At 58.5% G+C, this 18,092-nt stretch carries 18 protein-coding genes; 10 read left to right on the plus strand and 8 right to left on the minus strand.

The annotated features are described in order from the left end of the window. Window positions 1-281 precede the first annotated feature (281 nt). A protein-coding gene (locus IC757_RS12355; protein ID WP_411913475.1) for an IS3 family transposase occupies window positions 282-1,834 on the plus strand; the annotation gives its coding sequence in 2 pieces (ribosomal slippage) (window positions 282-756 and window positions 756-1,834; 1,554 coding nt in all). Window positions 1,835-1,857: 23 nt separating this feature from the next. Then, window positions 1,858-1,980, plus strand: coding sequence for a hypothetical protein (locus tag IC757_RS16875; RefSeq protein WP_263405565.1), 123 nt, complete (start codon window positions 1,858-1,860; stop codon window positions 1,978-1,980). 289 nt (window positions 1,981-2,269) lie between these two features. Here the strand turns inward: IC757_RS16875 and IC757_RS12360 are convergent, their stop codons facing one another. Both IC757_RS12360 and IC757_RS12365 read right to left on the minus strand, forming a co-directional pair. After that, window positions 2,270-2,785: a hypothetical protein gene (locus IC757_RS12360; protein ID WP_190974607.1), complete on the minus strand. Its 516-nt coding sequence runs from the start codon at window positions 2,783-2,785 to the stop codon at window positions 2,270-2,272. 29 nt (window positions 2,786-2,814) lie between these two features. Beyond that, on the minus strand, window positions 2,815-3,033 hold the full coding sequence (locus IC757_RS12365) for a hypothetical protein (RefSeq protein ID WP_190974608.1): 219 nt from the start codon (window positions 3,031-3,033) through the stop codon (window positions 2,815-2,817). Between the two features lie 286 nt (window positions 3,034-3,319). Between IC757_RS12365 and IC757_RS12370 the strand changes: the two genes are divergently transcribed. From IC757_RS12370 to IC757_RS12380, 3 genes are all read left to right on the plus strand, one after another. Continuing rightward, window positions 3,320-3,610, plus strand: coding sequence for a hypothetical protein (locus IC757_RS12370; protein WP_190974609.1), 291 nt, complete (start codon window positions 3,320-3,322; stop codon window positions 3,608-3,610). A gap of 62 nt (window positions 3,611-3,672) precedes the next feature. Further along, complete coding sequence (locus tag IC757_RS12375) at window positions 3,673-4,914, plus strand: amidohydrolase family protein (RefSeq protein ID WP_190974610.1); 1,242 nt, start codon at window positions 3,673-3,675, stop codon at window positions 4,912-4,914. 478 nt (window positions 4,915-5,392) lie between these two features. Next, window positions 5,393-6,214, plus strand: coding sequence for a transposase (locus IC757_RS12380; protein WP_223846121.1), 822 nt, complete (start codon window positions 5,393-5,395; stop codon window positions 6,212-6,214). 662 nt (window positions 6,215-6,876) lie between these two features. Here IC757_RS12380 and IC757_RS12385 read toward each other — a convergent pair. Beyond that, window positions 6,877-7,332, minus strand: coding sequence for a hypothetical protein (locus tag IC757_RS12385; protein WP_190974612.1), 456 nt, complete (start codon window positions 7,330-7,332; stop codon window positions 6,877-6,879). Window positions 7,333-7,957: 625 nt separating this feature from the next. Next, window positions 7,958-9,127 carry an IS4 family transposase gene (locus tag IC757_RS12390; protein WP_190974041.1) on the minus strand — a complete coding sequence of 390 codons (1,170 nt, stop codon included), beginning with the start codon at window positions 9,125-9,127 and terminating at the stop codon, window positions 7,958-7,960. Window positions 9,128-9,312: 185 nt separating this feature from the next. Here IC757_RS12390 and IC757_RS12395 point away from each other — a divergent pair, with 185 nt between their 5' ends. Next, window positions 9,313-9,918: a hypothetical protein gene (locus IC757_RS12395; protein ID WP_190974613.1), complete on the plus strand. Its 606-nt coding sequence runs from the start codon at window positions 9,313-9,315 to the stop codon at window positions 9,916-9,918. A 279-nt stretch (window positions 9,919-10,197) separates the two neighbouring features. Here IC757_RS12395 and IC757_RS12400 read toward each other — a convergent pair whose 3' ends face one another. The 3 genes from IC757_RS12400 to IC757_RS12410 form a co-directional block, all read right to left on the minus strand. Next, a complete protein-coding gene (locus IC757_RS12400; RefSeq protein WP_190974614.1) occupies window positions 10,198-10,395 on the minus strand; it encodes a DUF2283 domain-containing protein in 198 nt (65 codons plus the stop codon). A gap of 291 nt (window positions 10,396-10,686) precedes the next feature. Further along, window positions 10,687-11,478, minus strand: coding sequence for an indole-3-glycerol phosphate synthase TrpC (trpC, locus tag IC757_RS12405; RefSeq protein ID WP_190974615.1), 792 nt, complete (start codon window positions 11,476-11,478; stop codon window positions 10,687-10,689). Continuing rightward, window positions 11,475-11,978: a hypothetical protein gene (locus tag IC757_RS12410; protein ID WP_263405566.1), complete on the minus strand. Its 504-nt coding sequence runs from the start codon at window positions 11,976-11,978 to the stop codon at window positions 11,475-11,477. Before IC757_RS12410 ends, trpC begins: the two co-directional genes overlap by 4 nt. Before the next feature lie 334 nt (window positions 11,979-12,312). Between IC757_RS12410 and IC757_RS12415 the strand changes: the two genes are divergently transcribed. The 4 genes from IC757_RS12415 to IC757_RS12430 all read left to right on the plus strand — a co-directional run bounded on the left by IC757_RS12415 (window position 12,313) and on the right by IC757_RS12430 (window position 15,937). Beyond that, on the plus strand, window positions 12,313-13,134 hold the full coding sequence (locus IC757_RS12415) for a transposase (protein ID WP_190974617.1): 822 nt from the start codon (window positions 12,313-12,315) through the stop codon (window positions 13,132-13,134). Window positions 13,135-13,352: 218 nt separating this feature from the next. Continuing rightward, window positions 13,353-13,706 carry a hypothetical protein gene (locus IC757_RS12420; protein ID WP_190974618.1) on the plus strand — a complete coding sequence of 118 codons (354 nt, stop codon included), beginning with the start codon at window positions 13,353-13,355 and terminating at the stop codon, window positions 13,704-13,706. A gap of 505 nt (window positions 13,707-14,211) precedes the next feature. Further along, the gene (locus IC757_RS12425) at window positions 14,212-14,847 is read left to right on the plus strand and encodes a hypothetical protein (RefSeq protein WP_190974619.1); all 636 of its coding nucleotides are present in this window, start codon (window positions 14,212-14,214) and stop codon (window positions 14,845-14,847) included. A gap of 43 nt (window positions 14,848-14,890) precedes the next feature. Beyond that, window positions 14,891-15,937 carry a hypothetical protein gene (locus IC757_RS12430; protein ID WP_190974620.1) on the plus strand — a complete coding sequence of 349 codons (1,047 nt, stop codon included), beginning with the start codon at window positions 14,891-14,893 and terminating at the stop codon, window positions 15,935-15,937. A gap of 615 nt (window positions 15,938-16,552) precedes the next feature. Here the strand turns inward: IC757_RS12430 and IC757_RS12435 are convergent. Further along, the gene (locus IC757_RS12435) at window positions 16,553-18,016 is read right to left on the minus strand and encodes an IS91 family transposase (protein WP_190974621.1); all 1,464 of its coding nucleotides are present in this window, start codon (window positions 18,014-18,016) and stop codon (window positions 16,553-16,555) included. Between the last annotated feature and the right edge of the window lie 76 nt (window positions 18,017-18,092).

Genomic DNA, 18,092 nt, shown 5'->3' on the forward strand with positions numbered 1-18,092 from the left:
CAGAAGTTCAGGCGGACATGCGCCGCAAATGCCGTGCAACGAATACCATAGGTATTTCGTTGCCGGTTTAATAGTATCTGGGAAGAGGAAGGCAGCGACGAGGTGATTTCACTGATTGGCGATGATGATCACTCGGCTAAGGCCCGAAGCGTGATTGCCCACCAGGATGAGGCCGACTCTCAGTTTACCGACACCGCCCACTTCGCCAACGTCGACCCCCCCCTCTGTCAGGATAGTTGTCGTCTCCTCTAAAATAGTCTCCAAGAGGGGGCGGACAGGAGCTGACAGTGAAGTATTCAGAAGAACGCAGAAAATCAGTGCTGGCCAAATTGTGCCCACCACATAATCGAACGGTCCGAGAAGTCGCCGCTGAGGAAGGCATTTCTGAGCCGACGGTGTACTTGTGGCGCAAGCAGGCTCGGGAGCGCGGAGAGCTGTACCCCGATGCCGGATCTGACGCCCAGGGCTGGAGTGCTCGGGACAAGTTCGCGGCCGTGATTGAAACGGCTTCGATGAACGAGTCTGAGCGCTCGGAATACTGCCGCAAGCGCGGCCTGTATCCTGAGCAGCTGGCTGCTTGGCGTCGGGCCTGCGAGCAGGCCAACGACTGGGCCGAGGAACGCACCGCCAGCCAAGTGAAGGCTGACCGGGAACAACGCCGGAAGATGCGCGAACTCGAGCGCGATCTGGCACGCAAGGAAAAGGCCCTGGCGGAGACGGCTGCCTTGCTTACCTTGTCAAAAAAAGCCCGGGCGATCTGGGGGGACGGAGAGGACGAATGATCAGCACCCCGGATCGCCAGAAAGCTGTTGAGCTGATCGACGAGGCCAGAACCGCTGGCGCCCGTCTCAGGCCCGCCTGCCAGGTGCTGGGCATCACGGCACGCACTTATCAGCGCTGGACGGCTGATGGCGGCGTGCGCGCCGACAAACGGCCTGAGGCAGTGCGCCCGTTGCCTTCTCACGCGCTCAAGCCTGAAGAACGGCAAGCGATTGTAACGGTCTGCAACGAGCCCGAGCACGCTTCCATGCCGCCGGGCCAGATCGTGCCGAAGTTGGCCGACGAGGGCCGCTACCTGGCCTCTGAGTCGAGCTTTTACCGCGTACTGAATGACGAGGACCAGCAGCACCATCGCGGTCGTGCCCGCAAGCCTGCAGCGGCCCGGCCGCCAGCGACGCACTGTGCCGATGCGCCCAACACCGTTTGGTGTTGGGACATCACCTGGTTGCCGGCCGATATCCGTGGGCGCTTCTTCTTCCTGTACCTGATCATGGATCTGTTCAGCCGCAAGATCGTAGGCTGGGAAGTGCATGATAGCGAGAGTGCCGTGCTGTCCAGTGAGCTGGTGCAGCAGACGGTCTGGCGGGAAGGCTGCGTCGATCAACCGCTGGTCCTCCATGGTGATAACGGCAGCCCGATCAAAGGTCAGACCGTCCAGGTCATGCTCGGCAAGCTGGGTATCACGGCCTCGTTCAGCCGACCGCGGGTCAGTGATGACAATGCCTTCGTCGAATCGTTGTTCCGAACCTGCAAGTATGTGCCGGACTTCCCGAAGACTGGCTTTGCCTCGCTGGAAGCGGCACGCGAGTGGGTCGCGCGCTTTGTCGAGTGGTACAACCATCAGCACAAGCATCGCGGGATCAACTACGTCACCCCGCACCAGCGCCACACTGGACAGGACATTGAGATCCTGGCCAAACGCCATGCCGTCTATCAAGCGGCGCGGGACAAGCATCCACAGCGCTGGAGTGGGGATACCCGCAACTGGTCTCCGGCAGGAGCCGTGTGGTTGAACCCGGAAAAGGAAAAGCAGCCGGAAAGTCAGGCTGCATGAGTATGGAAAAGGCGACTTCTATCTTGACAACCACCGCCGCCGAATCACTGATGCTCAAGGCCGCCGAATTGGGCCAGCGCTGGATGAAAGGTGTTTCCGGGGAGTTCGCGCTACGGAAGCTGAGCGAACAACCACTGCCCTGGTAGCCCTACCCCAATCTGGCCCAGAATATCCGGCATGCACCGGACGCTAGCCCGTGCTGATCTCTGGCCTCCCTTCGCTGTCCGATTACTCAATACACCCAATCTCAGTATTTCCGAGCGAATTTCATGAGAACTCCTACGCCCCGCCACCCGCGTTTACGATGCATCAGCCATCAGAATCGTGGGTGTCCTGGTTTTGGGTTTTGTCCTGCTGGTTTTGTCCTGGTTTTGCTCAATCAGAATCGTGGGTGTCCTGGTTTTGCGCCACTTTCCTGTGGGCTAGCCGCGCCGGTCAGCCCATCACGCTGTGGGAGGCCCAGAAAAACCCGATGAAGATCGCGATGTTGGCCGCGACCACGTAGCCGATCACGCCTACCGCAAGCAGTCCGAACGAGACCAAGGCAAATCGGCCAGGAGTGGAGTAGTAAAACGCCCACAGTCCGGCCAGCAGGTAGGGCACCAGCAGCAACGGCAGCAACGAGGCCAGCATCAAGCCCAGCTCCATCATGTAAATCGGCAAGCCAAGGATGAGGAACAGGACGTAAACATTGCAGCAGTTAAGGGTGAACACCGCGTGCTCGACCAGCGGGCGATCGCGGCGGATCAGCTTGAAATAGAAAATCATCGGGATGGCAATAAGTAGCATCATCGGCGCATTGAGCATGCTCATGCGCTGGTCCAGTGTGCTGGTGAACTGCGGCCAGGGCACGTTCTCGCTCTCGATCTCGGCGCGTAATTCGGCCATGATCTCCGGATGGAGGCTTTCAAACATCTCACTGAATGAGGGTACCCCCGGCAGCACTGCCATGATCACGACTGCCAGCGCGCACAATCCGGTCAGAAGCTTGAGCGGATTGAGCAGCCGGTATCGCCCGAATCGAAATAGCGGCGGTTGGTTTCCAGCGGTCGCCAGACCAGTCCGATCAAGGTCTGCCACAACCGAGAATCCAGGTTGAAAAGCAGATCGGTGAAGCCGAAGAACAGCGATTTCAGCGATGGCCCCCTTGGCTGCGGCGTGGTCGGTTCCGACTTTTCTTCACGCCCGCGCTGGTTCATAAGGCCTCCTGTTTTCCCATGATTCTTGCGGTTTCAGCCACGTTCAGAATTGAAAAGCTCATGCGGCACTCATAGTCTCCGGGCAGTGACCGAACGCCTCCGGTACGCGGATATAAGGTATAGGAAGTATAAGCAGCCCATTGCCTGAATTCCAACGGGACCACACAACCATCCAGCGTCGGCTGCGTGAGCGCGAGGGACTAACCATGAAGAGCAGGTCGGGTCGGGCCGTTCCACCCTGAACCGATCCCTCAAGACCGTCGCCGGGCTGGATGCCGATGCCCTGATGACCCTGAGCGAAAGCAGCTACATCGAGCTGGTGCAATGGACCGGCGAGCAGGCCAGATCGGACAAACGAGGCAAACTCTGTCCGCTGACCGACGGCAAGCGCGCCGCGCCGGTTGATATCTGGCAAATCGCCAACCATCCAAGGGAGTGGATTCGCCAGGTCCAGGGCACCGAAAGCCTTTACTACCGCGCGATCGGATCGGCCGAGGCCCTCATGGCCAAAGCCGGTGGCATTGCGACGGTGCCCAGTGACCATCGGCATATTGTCCCTCCCGATCCGGCGTATTAAGCTCCTCCCATGGATCGGGCCCAGGCCCGCATTCGAAATCGGATCATTCTCGGAGATTCACCATGAGATTACAGTTCGCCGTCGCTGCCTGCCTGGCAGCGCTGATTCTGGCCGGCATGATGGGCCACTCGCAGGCCGCCACCCGATACGACCATGGTCGATGGTGGGACGGCACCGAGTTTGTCGAAGGGTCCCGGTTCGTGGTCGACGGCCGCTTCGTCGATGCCGTGCCGGACGGGGACTTCGAGATCGTCGATCTCCAAGGGCAGTATGTCATTCCCCCCTACGCCGAAGCGCACAACCACAACCTGCAGAACCCGTGGCTGGCCGGCCGATTCAGTGAGGCATATGTCGATGCCGGCATCCTTTATGCGCTGATGATGTGCGGAAACGGGCAGACGAGAGCGGCAACCCTAGATGCCCTGGCCGAGACGCCGCTGCAGGTCGAGCTTGCCAGTGCCTGTGTGACCAGCTCCGATGGGCATCCCCTGCGCATGGCGCTGCAGCCGCCTCACGAAGGCGCAGAACCGCCGAAGCCCGAAGACATACTCGACCAGACCCTGATCGCCATGGACAGCCCCGACGAAGTCGAAGGCAAATGGCCGCTGGTCAAGGCAACCGAAGCAAACCTGGTCAAGATCGTGATGGTGCACGGCGAGGATGAGTCGCGCCGTGGAAAGGACCGCTACTTCGGAGTCAATGGCTTGCGCTACGACGTGGTCCGCAAACTAGTGCCTTACCTCCAGTCCCGGGGCTTGCGCGTGGCGGCGCATGTCGAATCCGCCACCGACTTCGCTGTCGCCGTCGAGGCCGGCGTCGACATCATCGCCCACATCCCCGGGTACCACTGGTGGGACGGACACGGGGCGGACTCGTATCGACTCGGCAGCAGTGCAGTGGCACGCGCCGCGGAGCAGGAGACCTACGTGATAACCACTGCCAGCGTGGTCGACCTGTTCGTTGATGCCGACGACGAACAGCGCGACAAGGTGCGTGCACTGCAGAAGGAGAACCTGGCGCACCTGCGCAAGGCCGGCGTCCCGGTCATCATCGGCTCGGATCGTTTCGATGCCGACGTGCTCACCGAACACGAGTACCTCCAGGGGCTGGACGTGTTCACCCCCAAAGAGTTGTTCAACATGCTCACTCGCGACACCGCCCGGGCCATCTTCCCGGGCCGGTCTGTCGGCCGCCTGGCGGTCGGCCATGAGGCCAGCTTCCTAGTGCTTACCGAAAACCCGCTGGAGAATCCGGCCGCCTTGCGCGATCTGGAAAAGCGGGTTGTAAAGGGGCGAACGCTGTAGCCCATCCGGGCGGTGGGTCCCACACCATAACTTGTCCCGCGGTAATGGCATAACCTATGCGCTTCTTAGCCTTATCGCGGATCGAGCGTAAAACCGGGATAAAACCGCGAGATAAAACCGGGACACCCACAATTTGCAGGAAATTTCCTACAGCACGAATCGGCAATCTAAGGATTTACCGGCTCCCGGTCTCAAGCCATCATTGCCGCATGACTTATCCACGCCACCAACTAGTCAGCAATGAAGAGCCTGGCTTCTACCACGCATGACGGCATTCCGCACTCGCTTCTTGCGCGTTTCGCGCAAACCGCAAGTGCTTCATCGCCTATGCTGTGTAAGTCGGTGCGTGCGTAGTGCTTTTCTCTGCGGGGTGGACCAGCTTACCGGAAAGAACTTCGAGCATCGGCGTGAGTGGGTCGAGGATCGGATATTCCAGCTTGCAGATAGCTTTTCCATTTCCGTATTTGCATATGCGGTAATGTCAAATCATGTCCACGTGGTTTTGCGTTGCGATCCGGTCACGCCCTGGCAATGGACAGACAGGGAAGTTGCCGAACGCTGGTTAGCGATATTCCCCGGCTCGATCAGTAACCGTGACGATCCGGCCTGCGTGGAGCGGGCCGCCCTCGCGCTTCTTGGGAACGCCGAGAGACTTGACGTCATTCGTCAGCGCCTCGGTTCAATCAGCTGGTTCATGCGGGCGCTCAACGAACCCATTGCTCGTTGGGCCAATCGGGAGGACGGCTGCTCGGGCCGATTCTGGGAAGGCCGGTTCAAGTGTCATGCGCTGCTGGATGAGCAGGCCGTTCTTTCCTGCATGGCCTACGTTGATTTGAATCCGGTCCGTGCCGGCATGTGCGAGACGCTTCGCGACTCCGCGCACACCTCGGTCCGGCACCGACTGGAATCAGCTCAATCGGCCATTGCAAAGGCATTGGGCAAAGAGCAGCAGGAGGAGGCACTCAAGCCTGTCGCCGGGCTCGATGTAGACACCCTCTCGGATCTCACGGAATCCAGCTATATCGAGCTGGTCCGATGGACCGGGCTCCAAGCCCATCCCGACAAGCGCGGCAAACTCTCCGCGACTGAAGAAATGCCGCCGGAAAGCCTCCGGAACGTCGCCAAGCATCCAGGCGAGTGGATGCGGCGTGTCCAAGGAACAGAGAACAACTACTACCGCGCCATCGGCTCCGCCGAATCACTGATGCTCAAGGCCGCCGAGCTGGGGCAGCGCTGGATGAAGGGTGTTTCCGGGGAGTTGGCACTCCAGAAGCTGCGGGAACATCCCAGCCTTTGGTAACCCGACCCTGATCTGACCCAGAATCTCCGGCATGCACCGGACGCCAACCCGTGCAAATTTTCGGCCCCACCTGACCGCCCGAAGGTTCGAAACGCTCAATCTCGGCGATTCCACACGAATTTCAAGAGAATTTCGACGTCCCGCCACCCGCCTTTACGCTGCATCAGCCATCAGAATCGTGGGTGTCCTGGTTTTCCGACGTCCTCTGGTTCTTTAGCGGTTCCGAGCGAATTTAATGAGAATTTCGACGCCCAGCCACCCGCCTTTGCGCTGCATCAGCCATCAGAATCGTGGGTGTCCTGGTTTTCCTCAAAAAATGTGTGTCCCGGTTTTCTCCCAGGGCGTTGCTAACACTCTGGGTGTCTTGGTTTGCGTCCCCCAGGGCGTTGCTAACACTCTGGGTGTCCTGGTTTGCGTCCTCAGAATCGTGGGTGTCCTGGTTTTCCTATCAGGCGCCATCCAGGACCTCTCCGACGAGGAGGCTGCCAATCACTAGCTGACCGTCTTTCGCGGTCCACTCAAGCATGCCAGCTGCCCAAGTAGTGTGGCCCAGTTTTTCGGTATTAAAATGCCGCGACCGATTGGCCGCGGCACTGGCAAGTTGACGAACTGGTGTCTCAATTAATGAAGACGGCATACTTGCTGGTAAACCGACTCGCTGTTTAGTCCACGAACTCCTCGCTCAGCGTTTCAAACCAAGCATCGAGGTTCTGACCCGAGCCGAGTTGATAGGCTGATCCGTTTCTGAAACCCCATAGTTCGCAATAATCGGCGTCACACAGCCGGACCGTGCATGGATTCATTCCGCAACTCGGCCCCGAACCCGGCTGACTCGCTGTTCCAGCAATTGAGTCAAATTGAATCCCTTCATGCCCCGATTGCGTTGAAGACATTTCTCCAGGATTCGGAACAGGGCTAGAATTCGGACGGATAAAATCTGTGATCTTGTCACAGCCGGTGGCGCCTGAACAGTAGTAGAGACTGCAGTCCCCACCTCCGCTACAGGTGACAATAAAGCACCCGCTAGAGCACTCATGGGTAGGAGTGGCGCGTGCCTCATCTACCGAAACGGCAAGCCCCAACCCCAGTAGGATCAGAAAACTTGAAAGATACTTCATTTGGTTCTCCTCCTATTGCCATTGACATCCAACGTTCGTCAACCCTGCCCAAGGAAAATCCTATGGGACTTCAACGCAACTTGTCAAGCTGCAACAAGCGGGAATCCCAAGAGGGAATCCAAAACATCCACAAAATCCGGGACACCCACAATTTGCAGGAAATTTCCTACAGCACGAATCGGCAATCTAAGGATTTACCGGCTCCCGGTCTCAAGCCATCATTGCCGCATGACTTATCCACGCCACCAACTAGTCAGCCATGAAGAGCCTGGCTTCTACCATTGTGTAAGCCGGTGCGTGCGTCGTGCTTTTCTCTGCGGGGTGGACCAGCTTACCGGAAAGAACTTTGAGCATCGGCGTGAGTGGATCGAGGATCGGATATTCCAGCTTGCAGATAGCTTTTCCATTTCCGTATTTGCATATGCGGTAATGTCAAATCATGTCCACGTGGTTTTGCGTTGCGATCCGGTCACGCCCTGGCAATGGACAGACAGGGAAGTTGCCGAACGCTGGTTAGCGATATTCCCCGGCTCGATCAGTAACCGTGACGATCCGGCCTGCGTGGAGCGGGCCGCCCTCGCGCTTCTTGGGAACGCCGAGAGACTTGACGTCACTAGTGTCCGGTTTAAAAGCCGAATAGATTCAATTGGTTACCGTCTTTGATCTGATCCAGATCGCTTCGGTCGATCGTAACCGCCTGTTTCAACTGTGTTTTTTCAAATACAGTTATGGAGATAATCTGTAGCATTGCGTGCAGCGAAATATCGAGGTCCAAACGCTTTTTGATGATGGCGATCAGCACATAGGTCGACACAGCAATCCAAATTTGTGTCTTGACTGCGTTCTCCGATCGGCCGAAGAAGCACTTGATACGGAGATTTTGCTTGATCCACTTGAAGAACAGCTCGACCTGCCACCGGCTTTTGTACAACGCGCAGATCGTAAGAGCCGGGAGTTGGAACTGATTGGTGAGAAATACCAGGGTCTTTCCGGTTTCCGGGTCCTTGAAGCGAATGCGTCTCAAGTGTTGAGGATAGTACTTGCTTGGACGCTGGCCGCAGAGCGCAATAGTTTGGTCGCAGATCAGCCCAGCTTGCCGATCTGTAGCAGCAGAATAGACCCGCCGGAAGTCCAGGTTTGATTTGGCCCGGATTACAAAGAAGGCGCCGGCCTGGGCCAGATTGAATAGTCGAGCATAGTCCAGGTAGGCCCGATCCATCACGTAAAACGAACCTGCCTCCGGAATCAGCAAGTCTAGAACATTGACGTCGTGCAGCTTGCCGTCGGAGATATGAATGAAGCTGGGAATCGATCCGCGCAGATCCAGCAGGGTATGAAGTTTGACTGCCGCTTTTGCCGTGCGAAATGGTGCCCATGGGAACATCGACAGACATAGGTCGATGGTGGTTGAGTCGAGTGCGTAAACCGTATCGGGAAGACCCGAGCTTATGGATTCGTCGACATAGAGGCTTCTCGCTTGTGCAATCAGATGCTGGGCATAGTCGCCGTAAATTCTCCAATCTCGCGACTCGTTTGCATCGGCAAGAGTTGCTCGACGAATCGGCTGGCGAAAGCCCATGTGGTAAAGCTTTGCAGACTGAACCTGGAGACAGGCTTCGATGTCCCGCAGGCTCTCGCGGTAGGTCAGCTGGGCAAAGGCCATACAGCGGAACTGTTCGGCGCAGCTCAGAGTTCGCACTCGCCGGTTGCCGTCGTATCGGTCGACGGTGCGGTGGAAAGTCTTCCAGGGAAGGAAATCCATAATCTGAGCAAAAAGCGTCTTGCCGATGTTCATTTGCCACTCCGGAGGGCACGGTATCGGCTTGGTTATACACCGCGAACTCCGCGTTCAAATCGGGGACACCTTTTTCCGCTTGTAATGTGCTGTAAAACATGCGATTTTCGGGATTCAGAGCACTTTTAACCGGACACTAGTGACTTGACGTCATTCGTCAGCGCCTCGGTTCAATCAGCTGGTTCATGCGGGCGCTCAACGAACCCATTGCTCGTTGGGCCAATCGGGAGGACGGCTGCTCGGGCCGATTCTGGGAAGGCCGGTTCAAGTGTCAGGCGCTGCTGGACGATCAAGCCGTTCTTTCCTGCATGGCCTACGTTGATTTGAATCCGGTCCGTGCCGGCATGTGCGAGACGCTTCGCGACTCCGCGCACACCTCGGTCCGGCACCGACTCGAATCAGCTCAATCGGCCATTGCAAAGGCACTGGGCAAAGGGAAGCAGGAGGAAGCACTCAAGCCTGTCGCCGGGCTCGATGCAGGCACCCTCTCGGATCTCACGGAATCCAGCTACATTGAACTGGTCCGATGGACCGGGCTCCAGGCACATCCCAAAAAGCGCGGCAAACTCTCCGCGACTGAAGAAATACCGCCGGAAAGTCTCTGGAACGTCGCCAAGCATCCAGGCGAGTGGATGCGGCGTGTCCAAGGGATCGAAAGCAACTACTACCGCGCCATCGGCTCTGCCGAATCACTAATACTCAAGGCCGCCAAGTTGGGCCAGCGCTGGATGAAAGGTGTTTCCGGGGAATTCGCACTCCAGAAGCTGCGCGAACAGCCACTGCCCTGGTAGCCTCACCCTGATCTGACCGAGAACCTCCGGCATGCACCGGACGCCCGCCCGTGCAAAGTTTCGGCCCCAACTGACCTCCCAAAGGCTCAAAACGCCCAATCTCGGCGGTTCCGAGCGAAATCTATGAAAACTTCAACGCCCAGCCAGCCGCCTTTGCGTTGCAGCAGCCATCAGAATCTTGGGTGTCCTGGTTTTCTGATCGTTCGTCAATCGTCCCGTGGCAGCTTCTTTAACCATTCGCGCACCGGATCTTTGCCGGCGCCCGAGTTGAATGCATTGTTAGGCGGCTATGCCTTCTATATGCAGATGGCTCATGTCGGTGCGCTTACTGGCATGCTCAAAGGTAATTGCGCACACGTTCCCTTCTGAATCCAGGTCAAGAATCGTATTTTCGTCCAGGTCTCGGGTTTCCGAGATCTCTCGACCCTGAAACTCTATGTAGAGGGTGTCCGTGTCCTCGAAGTACTGCACTTTCATGGCCTGAAACCTCTGTCGAAAAAAGCATTATGGACCGTCTCTCGATCCGGAAGCAAAATCACGCGAAGGTAGCGACCTCCAGCCTCCGGTATCCGGGCCCAGCGCCGTACTCGCTGATCTTCTTGGACATGCTCGTGCTCCGGGCGTTCTATGACCCGCAAAATCCATTCGTCCTCAATTTTTGCCCGATCGGGACGGGACCGGGTTGCGTCGAAATACCGTGTTGTTTTCACGGGTCGAATTCTACCGCCGCATAACAAACGCTAATGGGAATAATGTGCCAATTTTGATTCATGCCAGCAAATGCCCCAGCGCCTCACCCGGATCAGGCTGACGCATCAGTGACTCCCCAATCAAAAACGCCCCAATCCCCCCATCCTGCAGCCTTTTCACATCCTCCTGCGAATGAATCCCACTCTCCGAAACCACCAACCGACCTTTCGGCACCATCGGCGCCAACCTTAGCGTAGTCTCCAGGTCGGTGACAAATCGGTGCAAATCCCGATTATTGATCCCCACCAGGTCCCCAGGCACGTTGAGTGCGCGCTCCATCTCTTCCTCATCATGCACTTCCACCAGCACGGCCAGGCCCAGTTCCCTGCCGAGTTCGGACAGTTCGGCGAGCTGGTCGTCGTTGAGCGCGGCGACGATGAGCAGGAGGGCGTCGGCGCCGATGGCTCGGGTTTCGATGACCTGCCAGGGGTCTATGATGAAGTCTTTTCTGAGCACCGGCAGGCGGCAGGCCTTGCGGGCTTCGACCAGGAAGGCGGTCTGGCCGCCGAAGAAGCCTTCGTCGGTGAGCACCGACACGCAGGTGGCGCCGCCGGCCTCGTAGCTTTTGGCGATGGCTTCGGGGTCGAAGTCCTTTCTGATGATGCCGGCAGAGGGTGAGGCGCGCTTGATTTCGGCGATGACGGCGTCCTGGGTGGCGGCGGCGCGGGTCTTGAGTTCGCCGGCGAAGTCGCGGCAGGGGGGCATGTCGCCAACTATTGCCTTGAGTTCTTCGAGGGTGCGGTCGGCGCGGTGGCGTTCGATTTCGTCGCGCTTGGCCTCGAGGATGGTCTTGAGGATGTCGGCACTCACAGGTTCTGGCTCCGTTCGGCGTAGCGGCGCAGGCGCTCCAGCGCCCTGCCCTGGTAGAGGATTTCGCTGGCGCGCGCGATGCCTTCGGCCAGGCTGTCGGCCCGGCCGGAGACGTGGATGGCGGCACCGGCATTAAGCGCGATCATGGCGTGACCGGGACCGGATTGGCCGCCGAGCACGGATTCGATGATGGCCAGGCTGGCGGCGGCGTCGGCCACGGCCAGGTCTTTGAGGCTCTCGGCGATCTGGCCGAACCGGGCCGGGTCGAGTTCGTATTCGCTGATCTCGCCGTCCTTGAGTTCGGCCACGAGGGTGTGCGCGGCCGGCGAGATTTCATCCAGGCCGTCGCGGCTGTGCACCACCATGACGTGGCGGCTGCCGAGCTTGCCCATGACTTCGGCCATGGGGCGGACCAGGTCGACGGAGAACACGCCCAGCACCTGGTTGGGGGCCAGCGCGGGGTTTGTCAGCGGCCCGAGCAGGTTGAACATCGTTCTCATGCCGCGGAAACAGGACGCGGAAACAGGACACCGACGCGGAAACAGGACACCCATAATCTGCAGGAAATCTCCTACAACACAACACGACAATCTTAGGATTTCACCACGGTGGATCTCTCGCCATCATTGGCCCATGACGTATCCACGCAGCCAATTGGTCAGCGATCAAGAGCCTGGCTTCTACCATTGTGTAAGCCGGTGCGTGCGTCGTGCTTTTCTCTGCGGCGTGGACCAGCTAACCGGCAAGAACTTCGAGCATCGGCGTCAGTGGATCGAAGACCGGATATTTCAACTCGCAGAGAGCTTTGCTGTTTCTGTGTTCGCATACGCAGTAATGTCTAACCACGTCCATGCAGTACTGCGTAGCGATCCGGTCACGCCTTGGCAATGGACAGACAGGGAAGTTGCAGAGCGCTGGTTGGCGCTATTCCCCGGCTCGATCAGTGATCGCGACGATCCAGCCTGTGTCGAGCGCGCCACCCTCGCTCTCCTCGGAAATGCCAAGCGCCTGGACGTCATTCGTCAGCGCCTCGGTTCTATCAGCTGGTTCATGCGCGCGCTCAACGAGCCCATTGCTCGTTGGGCCAACCGCGAGGACGGCTGCTCGGGCCGATTCTGGGAAGGTCGGTTCAAGTGTCAGGCGCTGCTGGACGAGCAGGCCGTTCTTTCCTGCATGGCCTACGTCGATCTCAATCCGGTCCGAGCCGGCATGTGCGAGACGCTTCGCGACTCCGAGCACACCTCGGTCCGGTACCGACTCGAGTCGGCTCAATCGGCCATTGCAAAGGCTTTGGGTAAAGGATCGCAGGAGGAGGCACTCAAGCCTGTCGCTGGGCTCGATGCAGACACCCTATCGGATCTCACGGAATCCAGCTATATCGAGCTGGTCCGATGGACCGGGCTCCAGGCCCATCCCAACAAGCGCGGCAAACTCTCCGCGACCGAGGAAATGCCGCCGGAAAGTCTCTGGAGCGTAGCCAAACATCCAGCCGAGTGGATGAGGCGTGTCCAAGCGACTGAGACCGACTACTACCGCGCCATCGGCTCTGCCGAATCACTAATACTCAAGGCCGCCCAACTAGGCCAGCGCTGGATGAAAGGTGTTTCCGGGGAATTCGCACTCCAGAAGCTGCGGGAACAACCACTACCCTGGTAGCCCCCCTTTAATCTGACCCAGAATCTCCGGCATACACCGGACGCCAGCCCGTGCAAAGTTTCGGCCCCAACTGACCTCCCAAAGGCGCAAAACGCCCAATCTCGGCGGTTCCGAGCGAATTCTATGAGAATTTCAACGCCCAGCCACCCGCCTTGCGTTGCATCAGCCATCAGAATCTTGGGTGTCCTGGTTTTCTTCCTCAGCCATCAGAATCTTGGGTGTCCTGGTTCTCTTCTCCTGGTTCTCTTCGCGAACTGGGCGAGATCGAGGGCATGGGCCCGGCCGACATCAAGGCTTATGTCCGCTACATCGCCGACTGGCGTCTCGCGCAACTGAAACTGCCCACAGTGTTCGGCGCCTTCGAGCACCGTGACGGTGAGTACAGCCCGCTGGTCGAGCACCCGCTGCCGTGGCTGGTCGAGATTCTCAACGGCGTGGAGTTCGCCAACTTCTTCGAGCAACGCGCTACCGAGTACACCAAGGCCGCCACGCGCGGGCGCTGGGATGGTGATGAAGGCGTGTGGCAACGTTTCGATCAGCTTCAGCGGCAACCCGGCGTGACGGGCATTTGATTGCAATAGACCGGTGCCGGACCGAGACTTGACGCCATAGATGCACCATCATCATCGGGCTGCAGTGGCAGGCACAAGGTAGTGACCTTGGGCTTGGGGCAGGGTTGCGAGCGTCCTTGCCCGGGACCGGAACTGAGGTGAATCGTCTTGTCAGCGTATGGAGTCTGGTCGCGTTCTGGTGCCAGCGAATCTCCTCGTGCCCGTGGATGTGTCTTGCCAGTGTTGAGCAGCACGCCTGTCGAGTGCTTGGCGGTTTCAGCCTTTTGTGATCAAGTGGTCAGCATGCTCATGTCCTATCAGCGGCAGCAGCTAGCGTCCCGTCTCCCATCGCGCGTAGGAAGTCTCTGGATCGTCCAGACCTTGACCCCCCCCCAATTTGAGCTAATGTCTGACTGGGGCTTGGGGTGACCCCGTTGGGGACGGTTGCGTTGCGCTCGAAAATTCACGAAGAATGAGATTTGTGATGCTTCCGTCAATCCTCCTTATGATGCGTTGGAGATTGACAATGAGACTTCTTTGGTTCCTGATTTTCTTTTTTCTCTTCTGTGGAAGCGTTACGGCTGCTGAAAACCTTGGTTTGTATACGAAGATAGCTGAGGACAGTCAGACTTCGACCTACGCATTGGTATGGTCCACGTATGATCCGGTGATTTTTTACGAGCCTGTTCTTCCAGAGGATTTCGTTCTTCCTCAACCGGATGGCAGTGGCTGCGTTGAAGGGCTATGCCCTTTAGGGGTGGTTGTTGAGGAAATGGATCGAATCGTTGTGATCGGTCGAAGACCTGCGCTGAGTGAATTCTGGGCGTTTAATAGTGGGGCGAATGGTGGCACGAGAGTGGGAAGGGATACCCAGTTTGGTGGGTTGGGCAGTGGTCCCGGTGGTTATGCAAGAATTGGGGGATATATTTTAACTCCCCAGCAGGTAGGGCAACTGCTTGCGAATACAATGAACGCGACTATTCAGCAGGGGCTTAGAGATGTCGCGTTTTTTCGTGCTGATGGGTCCCATGTTTCCCATCCGCAAGGCTCAGTGATTCCATGGCAAACTTGGCGGGTAAATTGGAATCTCTACGGGGCGGGTAATCCTGCCTTGTCAGATCAGCAGGTGTTTGATAATTTCAGGTTTGGCAATAACCCATGAAAGAGCTTACCGGTAGGCTCATGTTCGGATTGAAGTACGGTCGATGCTAATGAAGCAACCAAACACCAAGGTTCTGAAAATAGTTATTGGAGTACCAGTGGCAATCCTTGCGGTTATCGCCCTTGTCTGGTGGCTGCTTGAGCGCCCGGCCGAGAGGCCGGGTGAAGACCCATTGCGGGAAGAATCGCATGCCGTCGTCGGCAGCGCTGACGGGGATGCTGAACGGTCCGGTAGCCGGGGTGAGAGATTTAGCAGTCCGTCTGGGGGGGCGACGGAAGCCAGAGAGGTTCGGAAGCAGACCACTGCTGATCCGTTTTCGGAAGGACAATCCATCAAAGACGCCTTGCAAGATGCTGAGTCATTGTACGGATGGAGCGAACGGCAGGCATATGGTAACCAGGTGCAGTGGCTGCATTGGTGTGAGGAGATCGGTGCGGCAGCATCGAGTCCCCCCCGTGAAGTGAATGTTGAAAGCATCAGACGTAAGTTCCCCGGCATGCTATCGCGCACAATGTTTGCCCAACTGTGCTACGAGTTTGTGGACGAGATGGGGGATGCCATTAATGAGATGTCTGTTCGGCTGGCAGATGAGTTCATCCTACAGCGTGAGTCGCAGGTCGCTGCTGAGCCACCGCAATGGATGCTGGACAGCGTTGAGATCGAGGAGTTGCATCGTGCCGGCTTCCTGGATCGAGCGCGAGAACAGGTCATGAGGGAACTGGACCAAGCCCTGAGCAGGCTGGATGAGGGCAGTGTTTACGCAGCGCTGGCTAGTCTCATTTTGCCCGAAGCTGAGTTGATTGCGCCGCCGATTGCAGGAGATGACGGCAGTTACCAGTTCTATTGGGATGCACACTGGCTGGTAACGGTTGCGTTGATTTGCAGGGAGGTGGGCGGCTGTCGGGGTGAGCAGCACCCGATGGTCTTGCGGCAGTGTGCGGTGGGCATGCCGCGTAATACCGGCTGTTACGAACCGGTCGATATCTTCGATGCCATCTATCAGACCACGACGCCGGTGGAGCACACGGCATTTTCTGCCTTTTACGAACAGGTGGTCAGCATGCTTTCCGCCTATCGAAGGCGACAATAGCTTTTTCTGATTACGCACGTGTTTCAGCCACTCAAGAGGACAATCCACAGATTACACAGATTTCCACGGAATTCTGTGCAATCTGTGGATCAGGGTTTAGCAAGAGGAAACGGGTAGCATCTGACCGCTTCCGTCCTGCATGGAACAGTTCGAGCCTTGTACAATGGCGGGTCGGGCTGGCCAGGGTGGCCGGCTCTTGAACGGGATCGGATCATTACCCGTCCCTTCCCCCAACCACAGATCGCGGAGCAGCAAGGTGCAGGTAAAAGGCGTCTACACGGCCCTGGTCACGCCCTTTGACGAGGCGGGCGAGGTCAATTACGAAGTCCTGGGCGAGATCATCGAACGGCAGGTGGAGTATAGGAACTATAACCGCCCTTTTTCGCCAATTCCAGCGGTATCCGGTGCCGTGTCAGCTTGACGTTTGACACCGATTGCAACACGCAGCGGGCCGGATCCCGGATCAGGTCCGGGACAGGCTTCGCCCGATTCTGCCCTGTCTTCGCCAATCGGACGGGAAAGCGATCCCGATTTGGCCGGCCTGGGGCCGGAGCTGGACGAGCGATGCCGGACCGCGATCGGGCGCAGCGTGATCTGAAGTCGGTTTTCTACAGTTCAGTGAGGCAAGCCGATGCGCGGGGTCGGAGGCGCCCGACTGTCAGGCCACAGGCCGGACACGTCCTTGCGGGCCAAATGATTCAGGATTCGCTCGATAACCGGTGGGGCTTCGATGGAGGCGATGATCTGGACCGTGCCCCCACACTTCGGACAGGTCTCCACATCAATCTGGAAAACCCGCTTGAGGCGCGTCGCCCATCGCATCGCCGAGCGTTGCTCAGCCAGTGTGCGGTCTTCGGTTTGGGCTGGCTTTGTGGGCTTCGCGCCCCGGCCCCGGCGGGCTGGCGTGATCCGGGCCCGGTAGGGGCTGTTCGGTGCGAATACCCCATGGAAACGGGTCAGGTTCTGGCGCGGCGGTGGGACCAGTGCCGCCAGCCGGGCAATGAAATCCAGTGGCTCGAGGATCACATGAGTCGTCCCGTCACGGTACGGGGTTTTGAGCGTGTAGCCGATGTCGCCGCATGCGGTCAGGAACAGTCGCTTCTCCGAGACGGGAGGGCGGCAGATGTATCGGCACAGCCGCTCGAGCTTGTCGCGCTGGCAGGCTTTGACCGCGACACCGGCGTGCAGAGAGAACCCCGCCACGTTTCCGGGCCCGCCAGTTGCCCAGTCCTCCTCTTCGCAAATCGGCAGGGTCTGGAGCGTGAACACCTTGCGGCCCCGGTGCGGGCCTACGGCAATGCGGTAGGTAATGGAGTGGCCCACCAAATCGGGCATCGGATCGTCTTCGTCCAGCACATCGCTAAAGTCGAGCTGCTCGGTGTCGCGCTCCAGCAGTCCTTCACGCTCGAGCAACCGCCCTACCCGGCGGGCGATGGTGTGGGCCAGTTGCGACAGTTGGGCCGACGTCGGTTCACGCACCCACTGGAATCGGGGTCGGTTGTCGTGGGGCGACGTCACCACGTAGACCCCATCGAGAAACAGCATGTGGAAGTGGATGTTCAGATTCAGGGCTGAGCCGAATCTCTGAATCAACGTGACAGCACCCGTTCGCGCCGACTGTTGCGTGTACCCGGCCTGCCGGATCATGTGGCCGGCAATGACCCGATAGACGATACCCAGCACGCGACCAATGAGTGCCGGGTGGGTGGCCAGAAGAAATCGCAGTGGAACGGGGAGACTAAGAACCCATTGTCTGACCGGCCGCTCAGGCAACACCTGGTCGACCAGCCAGGCCGCGCCGTCGGCCATCCTCCGCGCGCCGCAGCTAGGGCAGAAACCGCGGCGCTTGCAACTGAACGCGAGCAGATGCTCGGTGCGGCAGTTGTCGCAGCGCAGGCGCAGGAAACCGTGCTCCAGCCGCCCGCATTGCAGGTAGCCATCGAATGCCTGACGCACATGGGCGGGTAGCTGTTTGCCGGCCTCGGCCAAGTGGTCGGAAAAAGCCGGGTAATGCCGCTCGACAATCCGGTAGAGCAGTGTTTTTTCGGGTCGGTGGCGCTGGTAACCCGCACTGCCCATTTCCACACTGCTCGACCCCCGCCGCTTGAATCAATCGAAACAGCAGGATGGCGCACCGCGGGGGCGCCGTCAGTCA

It is taken from the genome of Wenzhouxiangella sp. AB-CW3, assembly GCF_014725735.1.
GTDB lineage: Bacteria > Pseudomonadota > Gammaproteobacteria > Xanthomonadales > Wenzhouxiangellaceae > Wenzhouxiangella.